The following is a 17188-nucleotide window of genomic DNA, read 5'->3' as shown; positions in this document are numbered from 1 at the left end:
ATGGTGGGCGCGTTACGACGCGCAGAGATGACCGGAGGATCACGCGATGACCGGGACGTCGCGCCACGATGCCTGGCAGGCCGGCGATAGTTACGATCTCTATATGGGACGATGGAGCCGGCAGATTGCGCCGCCCTTTCTCGACTGGCTCGACCTGGCCGATGGCCTGAATTGGCTTGAGGTCGGATGCGGCACCGGCGCGCTATCCGCCGCCATCCTGGCGCGTTGCCGGCCGAAATCCCTGATCGCCATAGACCCGTCGGAAGGATTTCTCGCGAAGGCTCGCGCCAACCTCCCGGACGGGCGCGCGGCGTTTCAGGTCGGCGACGCACAGGCGCTAGCGCTGGAGACGGGCAGCCGGGACGCTGTCGTGTCTGCGCTCATGCTGAATTTCGTGCCCGACAGGGACAAGGCGCTCGCCGAAATGAAACGGGTCGCTCGCGTCGGAGGCACCGTCGCGTTCTATGTGTGGGACTATCCCGGCGGTGGTGTGGAGTTCATGCGCGCCTTCTGGAATGCCGCCACTTCCCTCGATCCCGGTGCTGTGGATCTCACGGAGGGCCAACGCTTTCCGTTTTGTACCCCGGATCGATTAACCGATCTGGCACGGAGCGCCGGTCTGGCGTCGGTCGAGCACACCGCGATCGAGGTGCCGACGGTGTTCAAGGATTTCGACGATTATTGGCACCCGTTCACCCTCGGCGCGGGGCCGGCACCGGGCTATTGCATGAGCCTTGCCCCAGAGGCCCGGCAGCGCCTGAAGGAGATTCTGCGCGCCTCTCTTCCACGCGCCAACGATGGCTCGATTCCACTGAAGACGAGGGCATGGGCGATCAAGGGCGTGATTGTCTGATGTTGCCCATGTGGCGGCACCATCCCGCGCCCTAGTTCGACACGACCCGGAGCGGCTTGTCGATGACGCGTAGAACGGCACTCAAGTCGTTGCCGCGCTTGAGGATGAGCCCGCTCGCCACCACCACCGAATAGGCACCCTGCTTGCGCGCCAACCGGGGGTCCTTCTCGACCCGGTAGAGCGGCACTTCGGAGCTCCGCCGGTAGATCGAGAAAACGGCCTTGTCGACTAGGAAATCGATGGCGTAATCCCGCCACTCGCCCTCCACGACCTTGCGGCCATATACGCTGAGGATCGTCTGCAACTCGGCGCGGTCGAACGCGACCTGCTTCTGCGCGACCGGGAAGGACAGAACAGGGGCCAGAACCTGGCCTGACCCCTGAAACGGGCTGCCGCGTCGCGGCTCCGCGGTGTCACCTTCGCTCATGTTCCCTCCCGCGAACATCGTGCTTCCCTGATGATGGGACCGCGGAGCGACCGGCGCAACCCGCCCTCTTGCGGTTACTCACGGCTTCGTCAACCAAACCGCAATCTTGCCGCAATCGCGCCGTGCGGCGGCCCCAGTGCGGCGCGAAAAACAGAGTGTTGCCTCGACGGCCCGGTCCATTGTCCTTTCGGATAAGTCAGCCCCCCAGCCCCCCGGACGTATGGTGGGCCGGGCCAATTTTCCAAGTCGGGGCAATCCTTTTCCCCATCGTCGCGAGCCGCCTTCAGGGCGGCTTTTCTTTTGCGAGGGGCTTTCTGATCCCGTCAGGCTGGCAGAATTTTTCTGGAACCGTCACGCGGATCGGATAATGCCCCCACAGCCTCAGCCTAGGAAGCGCGGAGCGCTGTCTCGAAGGGTGAGGCGTCTCCAGGGCGCACTGGAGGATCCTTCGAGACGCCGCTTTCGCGGCTCCTCAGGACGAGGCGGACACCTCGTTGCCACAAGCGTTCCGCTCAGCCTCTGACGACGGAACGTCGCGGCAGCCGAAAAGGCTGCGCTTTCAGGATAAGCATCCTATTTTCGCTCTTCTTGGCTGTTTCCGTGGGGCGAGAGTTGCGCGGGTCACGGACCTGTGCCAACGCTCCCCAAGGATCGTCGATTGAGGGTTTAGGCGCATGAAGCTGGAAACGCCAACCAGCGGCAGCGAATTGACAGCGCAAGCCGTAGCGATGCTGGAAACCAGGCATAAAATGGTTCCACCCACCTTCGTGCCGGTGCTGTTCGGGCGCGTACCTGCCGAGGATCTCGCGCCTTATTCGTCATTGGCGCTGGCCGATCTCGCCGCTGCAGCCTATGCGCATCTGCGTTCACCGCGATCAAAGCACGCGGATATCCGCCTGCTCGATCTCGAAGTCGAACGCGACGGACGCAGCCGGGAAGTGACCATCCTTGAGGTCGTCAACGACAACATGCCGTTCCTGCTCGATTCGACGCTCGCCGAGATCGTCGATGAGGGCTATGAGCCGCTGCTGGTTGCCCACCCGATCCTGGCGGTCGAACGCGATGAGGCAGGCCATCTGGTGCGCTTCTTCGGCGAAGCCCTGAAGACCGCGCGGCCTCCCGAGGCGGGCGTCAGGCGCGAGAGCTTTATCCACATCCATTTGCCCCGCATCGACGATCCCGAGGCGCGCGAGCGGATCGTGGAGGCCATGAGACGCGTTCACGAAGATGTGTCGCTCGCGGTGCAGGATTTCCCGGCGATGCAGGCGCAGGTCGCGGCCGTCGTCGAGAACTACCGGCTTCACCCGCCGCCGTTGCCACCCGACGAGGTCGGCGAGGCGGTGGCCTTCCTCGAATGGATGTCGCGCGACAATTTCACGTTCCTCGGCTTGCGCGAATATCGATTGCCGGCCGGCGATACGGCCGCGGATCCCGTCGAAGGCTCGGGTCTCGGCCTGCTGCGCGATCCCTCCGTGCGCGTTTTGCGGCGCGGCCGTGAACTCGTTGCGATGACGCCGGAAATCCGCGCATTTCTTGAGCTGCCGAAAGCGCTCATCATCACCAAGGCGAACGTCAAATCCCGCGTTCATCGCCGCGCGCATCTGGATTATGTCGGGGTCAAGCTTTTCGACGGACAGGGGCGGCTCGAAGGCGAATTGCGCATCGTCGGCCTGTTCACCGCGAGCGCTTACACCAACACTACCGGGGAAGTTCCTTATCTGCGGCACAAGGTCGAGAAGATCATTGCCCGCGCAGGATTCGACCCGTCGAGCCATGCCGGGCGGGCGCTGCGCAACGTCCTCGAGAGCTATCCGCGCGACGAACTCTTTCAGATCGACGAGAACACGCTCTACGATTTCGCGCTCGAGATCATGAACCTCTCGGAGCGTCCGCGCGTCAGGGCGCTGGTGCGCGCCGACGAATTCGACCGCTTCGTGTCGGTGCTCGTTTACGTGCCGAAGGAACGCTACGATACGGATGCCCGTCGGCGCATCGGCGAGTTTCTTGCCGGTATTTTCGAGGGCCGGCTTTCCGCCGCCTATCCGGCCTATCCGGAAGGGCCCCTGGCGCGAACCCATTACATCATCGGCCGCGACGAGGGCGAGACGCCACAGGTCCCGCGCGAGACGCTGGAAAAAGGTATCAGCACGATTGTCCGCACCTGGGCGGACGCATTGCGCGAGGCGCTCGATCTCACCGTCGGCGGACCGCGTGCGCGCGCGCTTGCGACCCGCTACGCGAACGCCTTCAGCGCGGCCTATCGCGAAGCCTTCAGCACCGAGGAGGCCATCGTCGATGTGGGCATTCTCGAACAGCTCTCCGAAGCGCGGCCACGGGCGGTCGATCTGTTTCGCCGCGAAGGCGACGACGAGAAGCGCGTTCATCTGAAGGTGTTTTCGCGCGGCTCATCCCTGCCGCTGTCGGAGCGCGTGCCGCTGCTCGAAAATCTCGGCTTCCGTGTCGTCAATGAGCGGACCTATCGCGTCGCATCGACCGGCGTATCGGGCATGGACCGGGTCTGGCTGCACGACATGACTTTGGAACGCGCCTCGGGCGGCGCCATCGATATCGTGGCGATCCAGGACCTGATCGAGGCCGCGTTGCTGGCGCTCTTCCGCGGCCTTGCGGAATCGGACGCCTTCAACCGCCTGGTGCTCGAAGCAGGCCTTGGATGGCGCGATGTCGCGATGGTGCGGGCCCTTGGCCGCTACCTGCGCCAGACGCGCATTCCCTACGCGCAGGATTATCTTGCCGAGACACTGGCGCGGCACAGCGCCATCGCCATCAAGCTTGTCGAGTTGTTTTATGCCCGTTTCGATCCACGCACCGAGAACGGAATTTCGCGCGAGAAGGCCGAAGCAACCGTCCGGGCGGAAATCGAGGAGTTGTTACGCAACGTAACCAGCCTCGACGACGATCGCATCCTGCGCCGCTTCATCAATCTGGTCGAAGCCGCGATCCGCACCAACTACTTCCAGCTCGAGGAAAATGGCCTGCCGCGCCAGACCATCGCATTCAAGTTCGAATGCGCCAAGGTCGATGGCTTGCCGTTGCCGAAGCCGCTCTACGAGATCTTCCTCTATTCGCCGCGGGTCGAAGGCGTCCACATGCGCTTCGGCAAGGTGGCGCGCGGCGGCTTGCGCTGGTCCGACCGACCGCAGGATTTCCGCACCGAGGTGCTGGGCCTGGTCAAGGCGCAGCAGGTGAAGAACGCCGTGATCGTGCCGGTCGGCGCGAAGGGCGGCTTCGTGCCGAAGCATTTGCCGCCACCGGGCGACCGGCAGGCCTGGCTTGCGGAAGGGACCGAGAGTTACCGCATCTTCATCCGCACCCTGCTGCAACTCACCGACAACATCGTCGGCGACCATGTGGTGCCGCCGGTGGACACGGTGCGGCATGATGGCGACGACCCGTATCTCGTGGTCGCGGCCGACAAGGGCACGGCGACGTTCTCCGACACCGCCAACGAATTGTCGAAGCAAAAGGGCCATTGGCTCGGCGACGCCTTCGCGTCGGGCGGCAGCCAGGGCTATGACCACAAGAAGATGGGCATCACGGCGCGCGGCGCCTGGGAAGCGGTCAAGCGCCACTTCCGCGAGATCGACATCGACATCCAGTCCGAGCCGGTGACCGTGGCGGGCGTCGGCGACATGTCGGGCGACGTGTTCGGCAACGGCATGCTGTTGTCGCGCAAGCTCAAGGTGGTGGCGGCGTTCGACCACCGCGACATCTTCCTCGATCCCGATCCCGATCCCGAAACCTCATTCATCGAGCGCGAGCGCCTGTTCGGCCTGACGCGGTCGAGCTGGCAGGATTATGACAAGGCGTTGATCTCGAAGGGCGGCGGCATCTTTTCGCGCAGCGCCAAATCCATCCCGCTCTCCGAGGAAGTCCGCGCCCTGCTTGGCATCGACAAGACCGAGGCGACGCCCGCCGAAGTCATGAGCGCAATTCTGAAGGCTCCCGTGGGGCTGCTGTGGTTCGGCGGCATCGGCACGTATATTCGCGCAGCGACGGAAAGCGACGAACAGGTCGGCGACCGCGCCAATGATCCGATCCGCATTACGGGCGGCGAGGTCCGCGCGAAGGTGATCGGCGAGGGCGCCAATCTCGGCATGACGCAACGGGGCCGCATCGAGGCGGCGCGCGCGGGCATTCGCCTCAATACCGACGCGATCGACAACTCGGCCGGGGTCAACACCTCGGACGTGGAGGTCAACATCAAGGTCGGGCTTGCGGTGCCCGAGCAGGATGGTCGCCTGACCGACGCGGACCGCAACGCGCTTCTGGTCGAGATGACCGACGACGTGGCGAGGCTCGTCCTGCGCAACAACTATCTGCAGACGCTCGCCCTGTCGCTGTCGGAGCGGCGTGGCGTCGGCGATCTCGGTTTCGCGCGGCGGCTGATGCACATGCTCGAAGCCCAGGGGCGGCTTGACCGCAATGTGGAATATCTGCCGGACGACATCGCGCTGGCGGAGCGCGCGCGCCGCGGCGAAGCGCTGACACGGCCCGAACTGGCGGTGCTGCTCGCTTACGCGAAGCTCTCCCTGCATGACGAGCTTCTCGACAGCCCGGTGCCGGACGATCCCTATCTGGGCAAGGAGCTGGAGCGCTATTTCCCGGAGGCGATGCGCGACCGCTTTCCCGACGCGATTGCGAACCATCGCCTGCGCCGCGAGATCATCGCCACGCAGCTCGCCAATGCGATCATCAATCGCGGCGGGCCCACCATGGTGGCGCGTCTCGTCGATCAGACGGGCGCCGACGCCCCGACGATCGCAGCAGCCTATGCGGCAACGCGCGACGCGTTCGGCCTCACCGAACTCAACATCGCCATCGACGCCCTTGACGGGATCGTGCCGGGCGCGGTGCAGCTCGGACTCTACGCCGATCTTCAGGAACTCCTGATGAACCGGATCGTCTGGTTCATCCGCAACGTCGATTTCACCAAGCAATCGCTTGCGGAGATCATCGGCGCCTATGCGGCCGGAATCTCTGAGGTGGAGCGCGGCTTGCCGAAGACGCTGTCCGAAGATGCGCTGGCCCAATGGCACGCGCGCACGAACGCCCTCGTGGAGCAAGGCACGCCCGCCGATCTGGCTCGCCGGATGGCGGCGATCCCCGATCTGGTGGCGGCTCCCGATATCGTGCTCACTGCCCAGAGAACGGGCAAGCCCGTGGAAGACATCGCGCGGACCCATTTCGCCATCGAGGCGGCATTCCGGCTCGGCTCGCTGATCAACACTGCGCGCGAGATTGGCGTGAGCGATTATTTCGATCGTCTCGCTCTGGATCGCGCCATCGACAGCATCGCGACGGCCCACCGCAATCTCACCGCCGAGGTCGCCGCTACCGGCGCGTCGGGTGTCGTCGGCGTGGGAGCCTGGGGCGAAAAACGCGGCGCCGATGTGACGCGAATCAGAAGCGCCGTCGATAACATCGTCCTGTCTGGCCTCAACCTGTCGAAAGTCACCGTGGCGGCGAGCCTGCTCGGGGATCTCGCGCGCGGGTAAGCGTGATCCGGCGAAGTAGGCACGGTTTGGTTAGACATGCGGCGAGAAAGCCCGGCCGACGAGGCTGAAGGAGAGCGGGTGAACAAGCAAGACGCGCTGCCATCGATGTCGGCCGCCACAAGCGTCAAAGCCCCTGGCGGTAATCGGAGCGACACCGCCATGGCGTCGAAACCTGCCATCTTGGGCTGGTTGCTCTTCGACTGGGCCTGCCAGCCGTTTTTTACCCTGGTGACGACCTTCGTGTTCGCGCCCTATTTCGCCGCTTCCCTCGCGCCCGATGCGGTCACCGGTCAAAGCCTGTGGGGGTTCGCGACCGCCGCCGCCGGCCTCGTGCTGGCGTTCCTGTCGCCGATCCTCGGGTCCGTCGCCGATGCGACCGGGCCGAAGAAGCCGTGGATCGCGTCGTGCGGGCTGGTGCTCTTCATCGCCTCCTTCGCCCTGTGGTTCGCCGCTCCCGGCCAGCCCTATGCGATTCCCATCGCCCTCCTGGGCTTTGCGGTCGGCACCGTCGCCGTCGAGGTCGCGGCCGTGTTCAACAACGCGATGATCCCCCGCCTCGTCCCGCCAAGCCGCTATGGCCGCCTGTCGGGCACGGGCTGGGCCATCGGCTATTTCGGCGGATTGATCTCGCTGGTCATCGTGCTCGGATTCCTCGCCGCCGATCCCAGGACCGGGCTGACCCTCGCGGGCTTCGAGCCGCTTCTCGGGCTCGACCCTTCGCGGCGGGAGGGCGACCGCGCCACCGGGCCGTTCTCGGCGATCTGGTTCCTGCTTTTCATCCTGCCGCTCTTCATTTTCACCCCCGACGTGGCGCGCTCGGCGCTGAGCTTGCGCGATGCGGTGAAAAGGGGGCTCGCCCAGGTCAAGAGCACCATCGCGGATGCCCGCCGCCACCACAGCGTCGGCCGGTTCCTCCTCGCCAACATGGTGTATCAGGATGCCCTCGTGGCGCTGTTCGCCTTCGGCGGCATCTATGGGGCGGGCGTCTTCGGCTGGCGCGCCACCGAGCTTGGGATCTTCGGCATCATGCTGACGGTCACCGGCACCATCGGTGCCCTCGTGGGCGGCCGGCTCGACGACCGGTTCGGGGCGAAACCCGTGATCATCGGTGCCATCACGGTCCTTGCGGTCGTCAGTTTCGGCATCCTGTCGCTCGGCGCCGATCACATTTTCTTCGTCGTGCCGACAGCCCCGCCGGGCGAGGGGCTTTATGGCAGCGTGCCCGAAAAGCTCTTTCTCGGGCTCGGGCTCTTCATCGGCGCCGTCGCCGGCCCGCTTCAGGCCTCATCGCGCAGCCTGCTCGCGCGCCTCGTACCGGCCGCGGAGGCGGGGCGATATTTCGGTCTTCTCGCACTGTCGGGCAAGGTCACGTCGTTCCTTGCACCATTGACGGTGGCGGTGGCGACGAGCCTGTTCCAGACGCAAGCGGCCGGCCCCGCCGTGCTGATCCTGTTCTTCTGCGCTGGCGGATGGCTTTTGAGCGGCGTGAAGCGGGTTTGACGACAAACAACCTCCCCCACTTGTCTGAAGCCAAAATGCCGGTGCGCATCTCAAATATTGAGGTACAATGTTCGCAATGGACAAAATCTGGCTTCAAGACACGCGGGGGAATTGCCTCTCGTTTGACCTAAAGGACGTGCTGGCGGCCATGGGCAAGGCCGCGCTTGAGGCATTCTGGACAGTGAGCGGGGTCGAGGCCCATGGCGAGGCTCTCTTCGTGACAGGAGAGTGCGAACCCCTTCTTGAAGAATTGGCTGGGTCAGGTCGACGGGTGCGCGGCCAACGCCTCGCAGAAATCGCGGCGGGCATCCAGCAGACGATATGGGGGGAATTCAAGGGATACGAAAGCGAAAGCGCAACAGCACCTTTCGTTGTCGTGATTGCTCTGGATAGTACGTGGTTTGAGGTTCATTCGAACGATGCGGAGATGCTGGCATCCGTGAGATCGAAGTTTGTGAACACTGACCCGCCTACCTGGTCGAAGGCTTGGTCACCATAATCCTCGTTCAATGCCGGAAGTGGCGATGTCCGGTGAACACCATCGCGAGCCCGGCCTCGTCGGCGGCCTTGATCACCTCATCGTCGCGCATGGAGCCGCCGGGTTGGATGATGGCGGTTGCGCCCGCCTCGGCTGCCGCCAGCAGGCCGTCGGCGAAGGGGAAGAAGGCGTCGGACGCAACCACCGAACCGCGGGCGAGCGTTTCGGGCAGACCTGCGGCCTTCGCGGCCTCGGCGGCCTTCCATGCGGCGATGCGCGAGGAATCGACGCGGCTCATCTGCCCGGCTCCGATGCCGACCGTTGCGCCGTCCTTCACATAGACGATGGCATTCGACTTGACGTGCTTGGCGACGCGAAACGCGAAGCGCAGGTCGGCAAGTTCACGCTCGGTCGGCGCGCGTTTGGTCACCACCTTCAGGTCCATTGCATCGACCACGGCGTTGTCGCGGTTCTGGGCGAGGAATCCGCCCGCAACGGTCCGCAGGGTCAATCCGCCCTGACGCGGATCGGGCAGGCGGCCCGCGAGCAGCAGGCGGAGGTTCTTTTTCGCCGCCACGATGGCGATGGCATCCTCGGTCGCATCGGGGGCGATGATGACTTCGGTGAAGATATCGACGATGGCCTTTGCGGCGTCCGCATCGAGGGTGCGGTTCATGGCCACGATCCCGCCGAAGGCCGAGACGGGATCGCAGCGCAGGGCCTTCTCGTAGGCTTCCCGCAACGTCGCGCCCTCGGCAACGCCGCAAGGGTTGGCGTGCTTCACGATGACGATGGCGGCCGAGCGAGCGGCATCGAATTCGGCCACGGCCTCATACGCCGCGTCGGTGTCGTTGATGTTGTTGTAGGAGAGCTGCTTGCCCTGCACCTGCCGGGCGGTGGCGACCCCGGGGCGCTGCTCGGGCGTGCGATAGAAGGCGGCCGTCTGATGCGGGTTTTCCCCGTAGCGAAGTACCTCGGCGATGGCGCCGCCAAGCGCCCGGAACGGCGGCGTCGGCTCGCCGAGTTCGGCTGCGAGCCAATTGGAGATCGCCGCGTCGTAGGCAGCGGTGCGCGCATAAGCCTTCTGGGCCAGACGGCGGCGAAGGGTGCGTGTGACCGCACCCTCATGGGCTGCGAGCTCATCGAGCACCGCGGCGTAATCGGCGCCGTCGACCACCACCGCCACGTCGCCGTGATTCTTCGCCGCCGCGCGGATCATTGCCGGTCCGCCGATATCGATATTCTCGATGCAATCGTCATGCGGACGGTTCGCCGCCACCGTCGCCTCGAACGGATAGAGATTGACCACCAGCAGGTCGATCTGCGGGATGCCGTGCGCCAGCATTGCCGCCTGATGTTCCGGATTGGCACGAATGCCGAGCAGACCCCCATGCACCGCCGGATGCAGCGTCTTCACCCGACCGTCCATCATTTCGGGAAAACCCGTGAGATCGCTCACGTCTCGAACCGGCAGGCCGGCCTCCGCCAAAGCCTTCTGCGTGCCGCCGGTCGAAACCAGCTCGATCCCACGCGCCACAAGCGCTCGCGCAAAATCGACGAGGCCGGTCTTGTCGGACACGGACAAAAGAGCGCGTGTGACGCGCTTGAGATCGCTCGGCATGGCGGCGGCTCCATTGGGCGGGAATTGAAGCGCGCGCGATAGCACGCCGGGGGCCGCATGGAAACCTCAGGCGCGTCTCCCGTCCTCGCGGAGGGCGGAGAGTCAGAGCAGTTCCGGCTCCGGCTCCGTGCGCGGGCTCGGGTTGAAACTGCGGGCCAGGCGCTCGAAGCGCCACCGCACGGAGGGCGTCTCGTGGGGTCGCAGCGCGAGCACGATCTGCTCGGTGCGCCGCATGCCGTCCGGTGTCGCGAGAAAGATGCTGTCCTCGACGAAAGCGTCGCCCGGGCTTGCCGTGAACTGCCAGGCTTCGCGGTTGGGCAAAACCAGCATCACCACCCGTCCGCCCTGCGCCCGGCTCGCCTTGATCCCCGGCGCGAGATGAAACCGGATGATCGCCTCATGGGTGGGATTGGCGGAGCCTTCGCCCCAGAAGAGATCCTCGCCCTCCAGACGATCGCCATCGGGCGAAAGCTGCCAGCGGCGCTCGTGGGTGAGGCCAAAACGCCGGGCATAGCCGTCATGGGTCGCGTTGAGGGTCTGCACATGGTCGCGTTCGGCCCGCTCCGCCGTCACGCGCTGCGGACCGCTGACGACGATGGGGCCGATCCGGTCGAGCAGCCAGCGGGCGGCGAGCCTGTCGGGTCCATGCCCCTTCAGCGCCACCATGTGGCTCGACGACACGTCGTTGATCGAGGCGGTCGAATGCGCCACCGTCGAGCGCGACGCCTGCAGGATGGCATCGTTGGCAATGCGCGGCGTGCCGCAATTGACCACGACACGTTGTGTGCCGCTGGAGAATTCGAACGACAGGCAACCGCCGCCCGCTTCCGTCGATAGCGGGGTTGGCGGCGCGGCGCCGACATCCGCCACCAGAAGGGTGCGTCCGGCCTCCATGCGCTCATAGCCGGAATGCGGCGCATGGTGGATCGGTTGGCTGCGCATGTCGTCATAGGTCAGGAGCGTCGCCAGATGGTCGGCGGCGGTCACGCCCATGCCGTTGAAATGCGAGAGGGTGCCGTCCCCGTGCCGGAACAGGCGCACCATCGGCAGCATGCGGTCGATGGCGTGGAGAAGCGCCTCCGGCGTGTCGACCTCGCGGCTGGCAAACATCTGACGCAGCGGCAGCAGATCGAACAGCAAGTCCACGAGAACCCGCGGATTGCGGCTGGCATGACCGCCATCGGCCAGGATCTGTCGGTCGAGTTCACGCGCCAGAAGGCGCGAGGAGCGCCGCAGGGTTTTTTCCAGCCCTTCGCAGCAGAGGCCAGCATAGGAAAGCGCAATCGCCGCCATCAACTGCTGTTGCGGCAATGCTCCGGCGCGCAAATGGCGCTCGAGATCCCGCACCAGATTTCCGACGATGCGCAGGAAGCGCTGGTAGAAAGCGTGGTCGGCACCCTCGAGGATCAGAGGCGACTGGCTGATGAACGAGATCAGCCGACGCGCCACGACCTGGGTCTCGTGCGCCGTGCGTCGGTCGCCGAGACGCGAACTGACGAACTCGTCCACGAGCGAGCGCGCATTGGCCTGCGCGAGAGCGGTGCCGGCCGCGCGCAGGTGTCGGAGCCAGCCGAAACCGTAGAGCGCCTCGGCCCAGGCCCGGCTCGGCGGCACAAAACCGAAGGGCGAGCGACCGCTGGTCGTGATCGAGCGGCCGGCGAAGGCGAAGAATCCCGAATAGATGTCGGTGGCGATGGTCGGATCGGCAGTGCGAAGATCCTGCGGGGCAAACAGCAGTCGCGTCGGCGACGGCGATCCCATCCGGATCGTCGACAGACCCCAGGAAAGGCTCTCGCGCATGGCACGGCCAGTCTCGCGCAGCGCGAGACCATACAGCCGCCAGCGGTCCGGCCCCCAATTCACGCGGTGCGCTCCTTATTGCTCTGCCACATCCGGTCGCAGCTTATGAAGCTCTGCTCGCCGTTTGGTTAAGATCGGGTAACCGTTAGCCGTTTTTGCGAGAGCATGATGCCGAAAAGTGTGGAGCGGTTTTCGGCCGACATCATGCTCCGGATGGTTTGAGCATGATGCCGAAAAGTGTGGAGCGGTTTTCGGCCGACATCATGCTCCGGGCGCTGGGGTTCAGGATCCGCTGCGGACAAACCGCGCCGCGAAGAATCCGTCGACGCCGCCGCGATGTTGGTCGGCTCCGTCGAGATGGAACGGCAAGGTGCGCAGATCGCCTTTTTGCGTGATGCAGTCGCTCAAGCCGCCGATCTCCGAAGGCTCGATCGGCTCGCGGACGAAACCGGGATGCCGAATGAGAAAGGCATCGGCCTGCTTCTCGCCCTCATCCGCTTCCAGCGAACAGGTGCAATAGACCAGGCGGCCGCCCGGCTTCAACAGGCTCGCGGCCTTGTCGAGCAGCCGGCTCTGAAGGGCGGTGAGCTTCCTCAGGTCGTCCTCGCCCTTGGTCCAGGTGACGTCGGGATGCCGCCTGATCGTGCCGGTGGCCGAGCAGGGGGCATCGAGGAGGATGCCGTCGAAGGGCTCTGCATCGAGCTTTTCGGCCGCGATGGCGCGGGTTTCGACCGACAGCTTGAGACGGGCGAGATTTTCCGTCAGCCGCTCGAGTCGTTTGGCCGATCGGTCGACGGCAAGAACCTCGGCGCCCGCCGCTGCGAGTTGCGCGGTCTTGCCGCCGGGCGCCGCGCAGAGATCGGCGATGCGCTGCCCCGGCTGTGGCTTCAGAAGGCGGGCGGGCAACGCCGCGGCGGCATCCTGAACCCACCATGCGCCCTCATCGTAGCCGGCCAATTCCCGGATCGGCGCGCGCTCCACCAGACGAATGCTGCCGGTCGGCAGCAGCACCCCGCCCAGACGCTCGGCCCAGCCGGCGGCATCCTTCTTCACCGACAGGTCGACGGAAGCAGTCGAGCGGTGCGCCTCGGCGATCCGCTTGGCGACATCCTCGCCATATTGGGCAATCCAGCGATCTTCCAGCCAATCGGGAGTGTCGAGCCACGGTTCGGCCCCTTTCAGAATGGCATCCCGCTCCCGCGCCACGCGCCGCAGCACGGCATTGATCAGGCCGTCGGCGTGTTTGAGCTTGTAGTCGCCTTGCGCGAGCTGCACGGCGGTATCGACCGCCGCGTGATCGGGCACGTCGAGAAACAGGATCTGCGCTGCGCCGATGGCGAGAAGGTGCAGCAGGCGCTCGTCGCGCTGCCCCTTGTTGAGCCGCTCGCGCAGTGCGTTGCCGATGGTGCCGAGGCGACGGAACGTGACGACGCAGATGGCACGGGCGAGCGCTTCGTCTCGCGGCGAGAGGTTCGCCGCCGGCGACAGCTCGTCCATCACGTCGTCGAGGGGGACGCGTCGCTTCAGCGTCTCGGAGACGACGTCCCATGCAAGGCGGCGGGGGCCGAGGCCCGCCTGCGTATCCGGCTGATCCACGGCGCTCAACCCCACGGACCGCGACGGGTGGTGGCGCTCCACGGCCCGGATGTGGGCGGGCGCGTGAAGCTCGGAGCCGCGGTTGCACCTTGGCCCATTTCCTGAGCGAGCGCCTGCAGGGCGGCGATCCGGTTTTCGGTTGCCGGGTGAGTCGAGAAGAGATTGTCCATGCCGCGCCCTGAAAGAGGGTTGATGATGAAGAGGGAGGCGGTGGCGGGATGCCGTTCCGCGTCCTCGTTGGGAATGTGCGAGACGCCGCCGGCGATCTTGGCGAGCGCCGTGGCAAGCGCCATCGGCTTGCCGAGAAGTGCCGCGCCCATCCGATCGGCGTCGTATTCGCGCGAGCGGCTGATCGCCATCTGGATAACCATCGCGGCCAGCGGCGCGATGATGGCGGTGAGCAGCATGACGATGGCGTTGGGCCGATCTTCACCCCGCCCGCCGAAGAGAAAGCCGAATTGCGCCAGGCTCGCGATCGCGCCCGCGATGGTGGCGCTTACCGTCATGATCAGCGTATCGCGATTCTTGATGTGGGCCAGTTCGTGCGCCATCACGCCCGCCACCTCGTCGGGCGACAACATGGCGAGCAGGCCGGTCGTCGCCGCCACGGCGGAATTTTCCGGGTTTCGACCCGTCGCGAAGGCATTGGGCTGCGGATTGTCGATGAGATAGACGCGCGGCGGGGGCAGCCCGGCGCGCGCTGCGAGTTCGTGCACCATGTGAACGAGATCGGGCGCCGTGCGCTCATCCACCTCCGTCGCATGGTGGGCAGAGAGGGCGAGCCGGTCCGAATTCCAGTAGGCGAACAGGTTCGTGGCAACGCCGAACGCCGACGCGATCAACATGCCTGTGCCGCCGCCGAGCATGTAGCCGACAACGCCGAAGAGGGCGGTCAGGGCCGCCAGCAACATTCCGGTCTTGACGGTATTCATCCGGGTCTCCACCTCGTAGGGGTTCGCGGGTCGTTGAAAAATCGCTCCGCACGAGGTCTATGTGGGCATGGTCCCGCTCTCTCCCAAGAGGACCCTCAGTGGTGCGAGAGGCATCAGAATTGACGGAAGGCGCTTCATGAGCACGAACGACACCCCCGATACAAGCCCCGAGGCTCCGATCGTTGGCGCGGCTCCCGGAAAGGCGCTGACGCCGGAGGCCCAGCGCGCTCTCGCGGAGGCCGTAGCGCGCCGCCAGGAGATCGACGCACGGGCGGCCGAACTCGGCAAGGCCAAGGAACATCAGGGCAGGGGCGGCCTCGATCCCGTCCGCTACGCAGATTGGGAGATCAACGGTCGGGCAGCCGACTTTTAAAAGGCTCGGCCGGCCGGATTTCCCCGCCTGATATTCGTCCGATTGTTGTTTCGCCCGACAGCCCCGCTTAGTGTTCGGCAAACGAGGGCGGGGCATGAGTGGGGCGAAACGGCTTGAGTTGTTCCGGAACCTGCTGGAGGAGGCCCACCGCGCCCTCGAACTCCAGTTCGGTTTCGAGCTGTGGGACGGTTCCACGGTCCCACGCGAGCTTCCCTCCTACGCCATGTGCCTCGTCATCAAGCGCGAGAGCGTGATCGCCGCGATCATGCGGCGGCCCAATCTCGATACGCTGATCAACGCGCATGTGGCGGGACTGCTCGATCTCAAGAACGGCACCCTCTTCGATCTCGCGGCGCAGCGCCCTCATGGTAAGGTTTTTCGTCGCCTGAAGACCTTGAGCAAGCGCAAGACCCTTGAAACAGCCTGGAATTTCTGGCGCGCGCCGGCCAACATGCCGCGCCCCCTCGACCGCGTGAAAGACAATTCGCAGGCTCGCGACGGCAGGCCCCAGACCAACAAGCAGAACGTCGCCTACCATTACGACGTCTCGAATGCGTTCTATCGGCTCTTTCTCGATCCCGAGATGGTTTATACCTGCGCGTATTTTCAGCCTGAATGGCATGACGATCTGGCCCGCGCACAGACCGACAAGCTCGACATGATCTGCCGCAAGCTGAGACTCAAGCCCGGCGATCGGTTCCTCGATATCGGCTGCGGCTGGGGCGCTCTCATCTGCCACGCGGCGCAGCATTACGGCGTCAAGGCGACCGGGGTGACGCTCTCGGAGGAACAGGCCGCCCTCGCGCGTGAAAAAATCGCCGCCCTCGGCCTGCAGGAGCGGGTCGAGGTGGTGCTGCAGGATTACACGCAGATGGATGGCGAGTTCGACAAGATCTCGTCCATCGGCATGTTCGAACAGGTTGGCATCCGCAATTATCCGGACTATTTCCGCTCCGTGCACCGCTTGCTGCGGCCGCGCGGATTGTATCTGCACCACACCATCGCGCGCCGCGCCAAGCGCTCCGAGCGCGCCTTCCGCAAGCTCAAGCCGGAATATCGCGCGCTGACCCGATACATCTTTCCGGGCGGCGAGCTTGATCACTTGGGCATGTCGGTGTCGAACCTCGAACGCTACGGTTTCGAGGTTCACGACGTGGAGGCATGGCGCGAGCATTACCAGCGCACCACGCGGCTTTGGTGGGAAAAACTCAATGCCCGCCGCAGGGAGGCCGAGGCCGAGGTCGGCCCGGAAAAGACGCGCATGTGGCTGCTCTATCTCGCCGGCTGCTCGCTCGCTTTCGAGCGCGGTGCCGTGGGCGTGAATCAGACGCTGGCCTCAAAGCGCACCCGCGGCCCCGCCGGCCTACCGCCCTCGCGGGCGGATTTGTATCGGTAAAAGGACCTTGCGGTTTTCCGACGGAGGCGAGCGTGAGGCGGGGCAGATTTGGCAACTGCCCTTCACGGTTCCGCCACCAGCCAGCCCCGGTAGTGAACGAGCGTTCCGATGAACGGCAGGGTAACCGCCACATCGAAACGGTAGCAGCCATCGTCATCGACGAAGGCGTGCGCCTTTGACCGCGGCGCTAGAATAGCCGGAAGCGGCAGTGGCCCGAGGCGCCATCCCACAATGGTGAGATCGAAGCCTTCCTCGTGCGCGGCAATTCGCAAAAGAATCACGAATGGTCCGAATTGCTCCGTCAGGCGACCGGGCCGCGGCGTCGGCGCGAAGGCGGCTCCGGAATGTGGTGCGCCCGAACCGGCGGGACCAGATTTCTTCGCCCTCTTGCGGCACAAGAGTGACCGTGGCGATAAGGGCGCCCTGCTGACGCGCAAACCCGAATGCTCGCGCCACGAGGCGACCCGCAACATGGCTCGCCCCTCTCACATCGACCCGTCCGCGCAGAAGCCGGGTTCGCAGGCCGTCATGAATATCCCTGATGAGCGCCGGCATGACGTTCATCCGGGCGCCGAGGGCGGAGGCGAACATCCCGACGTTCCGCTGGCGTCGCTCTTGTCGGGTGGTGATGGCGAAGCGACGGAATTCGGTTTCGATGGCCGCGAGGTCGATCAGCCCGACGGCCGGCATCGCGCC

Annotated in this window: 12 protein-coding genes; 6 read left to right on the top strand and 6 right to left on the bottom strand. The window is 65.3% G+C overall.

Features of this window, described 5'->3' with window-relative positions:
* Window positions 1-46: 46 nt before the first annotated feature.
* Window positions 47-853, top strand: coding sequence for a class I SAM-dependent methyltransferase (locus FEZ63_RS13840; RefSeq protein WP_150945415.1), 807 nt, complete (start codon window positions 47-49; stop codon window positions 851-853).
* A gap of 31 nt (window positions 854-884) precedes the next feature.
* Here the strand turns inward: FEZ63_RS13840 and FEZ63_RS13835 are convergent, their stop codons facing one another.
* Complete coding sequence (locus FEZ63_RS13835; RefSeq protein WP_150945413.1) at window positions 885-1280, bottom strand: DUF2794 domain-containing protein; 396 nt, start codon at window positions 1278-1280, stop codon at window positions 885-887.
* 674 nt (window positions 1281-1954) lie between these two features.
* On the opposite strand from FEZ63_RS13835, the gene FEZ63_RS13830 reads away from it, so the two are divergent.
* The 3 genes from FEZ63_RS13830 to FEZ63_RS13820 all read left to right on the top strand — a co-directional run bounded on the left by FEZ63_RS13830 (window position 1955) and on the right by FEZ63_RS13820 (window position 8795).
* Window positions 1955-6796 (top strand): NAD-glutamate dehydrogenase, encoded by a 4842-nt coding sequence (locus tag FEZ63_RS13830; protein ID WP_150945411.1) that lies wholly within the window; start codon window positions 1955-1957, stop codon window positions 6794-6796.
* A 105-nt stretch (window positions 6797-6901) separates the two neighbouring features.
* Window positions 6902-8296, top strand: a complete 1395-nt coding sequence (locus FEZ63_RS13825) for an MFS transporter (RefSeq protein WP_150945609.1) — start codon at window positions 6902-6904, stop codon at window positions 8294-8296.
* Between the two features lie 67 nt (window positions 8297-8363).
* Entirely contained in the window at window positions 8364-8795 is a 432-nt protein-coding gene (locus FEZ63_RS13820; RefSeq protein ID WP_150945409.1) for a hypothetical protein, read from the top strand.
* Window positions 8796-8802: 7 nt separating this feature from the next.
* Here the strand turns inward: FEZ63_RS13820 and purH are convergent, their stop codons facing one another.
* The 4 genes from purH to htpX form a co-directional block, all read right to left on the bottom strand.
* Window positions 8803-10395 (bottom strand): bifunctional phosphoribosylaminoimidazolecarboxamide formyltransferase/IMP cyclohydrolase, encoded by a 1593-nt coding sequence (gene purH / locus FEZ63_RS13815; protein WP_150945407.1) that lies wholly within the window; start codon window positions 10393-10395, stop codon window positions 8803-8805.
* Between the two features lie 102 nt (window positions 10396-10497).
* A complete protein-coding gene (locus FEZ63_RS13810) occupies window positions 10498-12258 on the bottom strand; it encodes a heparinase II/III family protein (protein ID WP_150945405.1) in 1761 nt (586 codons plus the stop codon).
* A 219-nt stretch (window positions 12259-12477) separates the two neighbouring features.
* The gene (locus FEZ63_RS13805; RefSeq protein WP_244622799.1) at window positions 12478-13791 is read right to left on the bottom strand and encodes an RsmB/NOP family class I SAM-dependent RNA methyltransferase; all 1314 of its coding nucleotides are present in this window, start codon (window positions 13789-13791) and stop codon (window positions 12478-12480) included.
* A gap of 5 nt (window positions 13792-13796) precedes the next feature.
* Complete coding sequence (htpX, locus tag FEZ63_RS13800; protein ID WP_150945401.1) at window positions 13797-14723, bottom strand: zinc metalloprotease HtpX; 927 nt, start codon at window positions 14721-14723, stop codon at window positions 13797-13799.
* A gap of 136 nt (window positions 14724-14859) precedes the next feature.
* On the opposite strand from htpX, the gene FEZ63_RS13795 reads away from it, so the two are divergent.
* Window positions 14860-15096, top strand: coding sequence for a DUF1674 domain-containing protein (locus FEZ63_RS13795; RefSeq protein ID WP_150945399.1), 237 nt, complete (start codon window positions 14860-14862; stop codon window positions 15094-15096).
* Window positions 15097-15190: 94 nt separating this feature from the next.
* Complete coding sequence (locus FEZ63_RS13790; protein WP_150945397.1) at window positions 15191-16492, top strand: class I SAM-dependent methyltransferase; 1302 nt, start codon at window positions 15191-15193, stop codon at window positions 16490-16492.
* Window positions 16493-16554: 62 nt separating this feature from the next.
* Here FEZ63_RS13790 and FEZ63_RS25940 read toward each other — a convergent pair whose 3' ends face one another.
* Complete coding sequence (locus FEZ63_RS25940) at window positions 16555-16965, bottom strand: DUF4166 domain-containing protein (protein ID WP_275552349.1); 411 nt, start codon at window positions 16963-16965, stop codon at window positions 16555-16557.
* Between the last annotated feature and the right edge of the window lie 223 nt (window positions 16966-17188).

Source organism: Microvirga brassicacearum, from assembly GCF_008757455.1.
In the GTDB taxonomy this organism is placed as follows: domain Bacteria; phylum Pseudomonadota; class Alphaproteobacteria; order Rhizobiales; family Beijerinckiaceae; genus Microvirga; species Microvirga brassicacearum.
The sequence above is the reverse complement of the archived record's forward strand: the minus strand, read 5'-3'. Positions and strand labels throughout refer to the sequence as shown.

What these genes read in the sequence shown, in the direction of transcription:
- purH (WP_150945407.1), bottom strand. Translation starts at nt 10,395, where the DNA reads ATGCCGAGCGATCTCAAGCGCGTCACACGCGCTCTTTTGTCCGTGTCC.
- FEZ63_RS13820 (WP_150945409.1), top strand. Translation starts at nt 8,364, where the DNA reads ATGTTCGCAATGGACAAAATCTGGCTTCAAGACACGCGGGGGAATTGC.
- htpX (WP_150945401.1), bottom strand. Translation starts at nt 14,723, where the DNA reads ATGAATACCGTCAAGACCGGAATGTTGCTGGCGGCCCTGACCGCCCTC.
- FEZ63_RS13840 (WP_150945415.1), top strand. Translation starts at nt 47, where the DNA reads ATGACCGGGACGTCGCGCCACGATGCCTGGCAGGCCGGCGATAGTTAC.
- FEZ63_RS13830 (WP_150945411.1), top strand. Translation starts at nt 1,955, where the DNA reads ATGAAGCTGGAAACGCCAACCAGCGGCAGCGAATTGACAGCGCAAGCC.
- FEZ63_RS25940 (WP_275552349.1), bottom strand. Translation starts at nt 16,965, where the DNA reads ATGTTGCGGGTCGCCTCGTGGCGCGAGCATTCGGGTTTGCGCGTCAGC.
- FEZ63_RS13825 (WP_150945609.1), top strand. Translation starts at nt 6,902, where the DNA reads ATGTCGGCCGCCACAAGCGTCAAAGCCCCTGGCGGTAATCGGAGCGAC.
- FEZ63_RS13790 (WP_150945397.1), top strand. Translation starts at nt 15,191, where the DNA reads ATGAGTGGGGCGAAACGGCTTGAGTTGTTCCGGAACCTGCTGGAGGAG.
- FEZ63_RS13795 (WP_150945399.1), top strand. Translation starts at nt 14,860, where the DNA reads ATGAGCACGAACGACACCCCCGATACAAGCCCCGAGGCTCCGATCGTT.
- FEZ63_RS13835 (WP_150945413.1), bottom strand. Translation starts at nt 1,280, where the DNA reads ATGAGCGAAGGTGACACCGCGGAGCCGCGACGCGGCAGCCCGTTTCAG.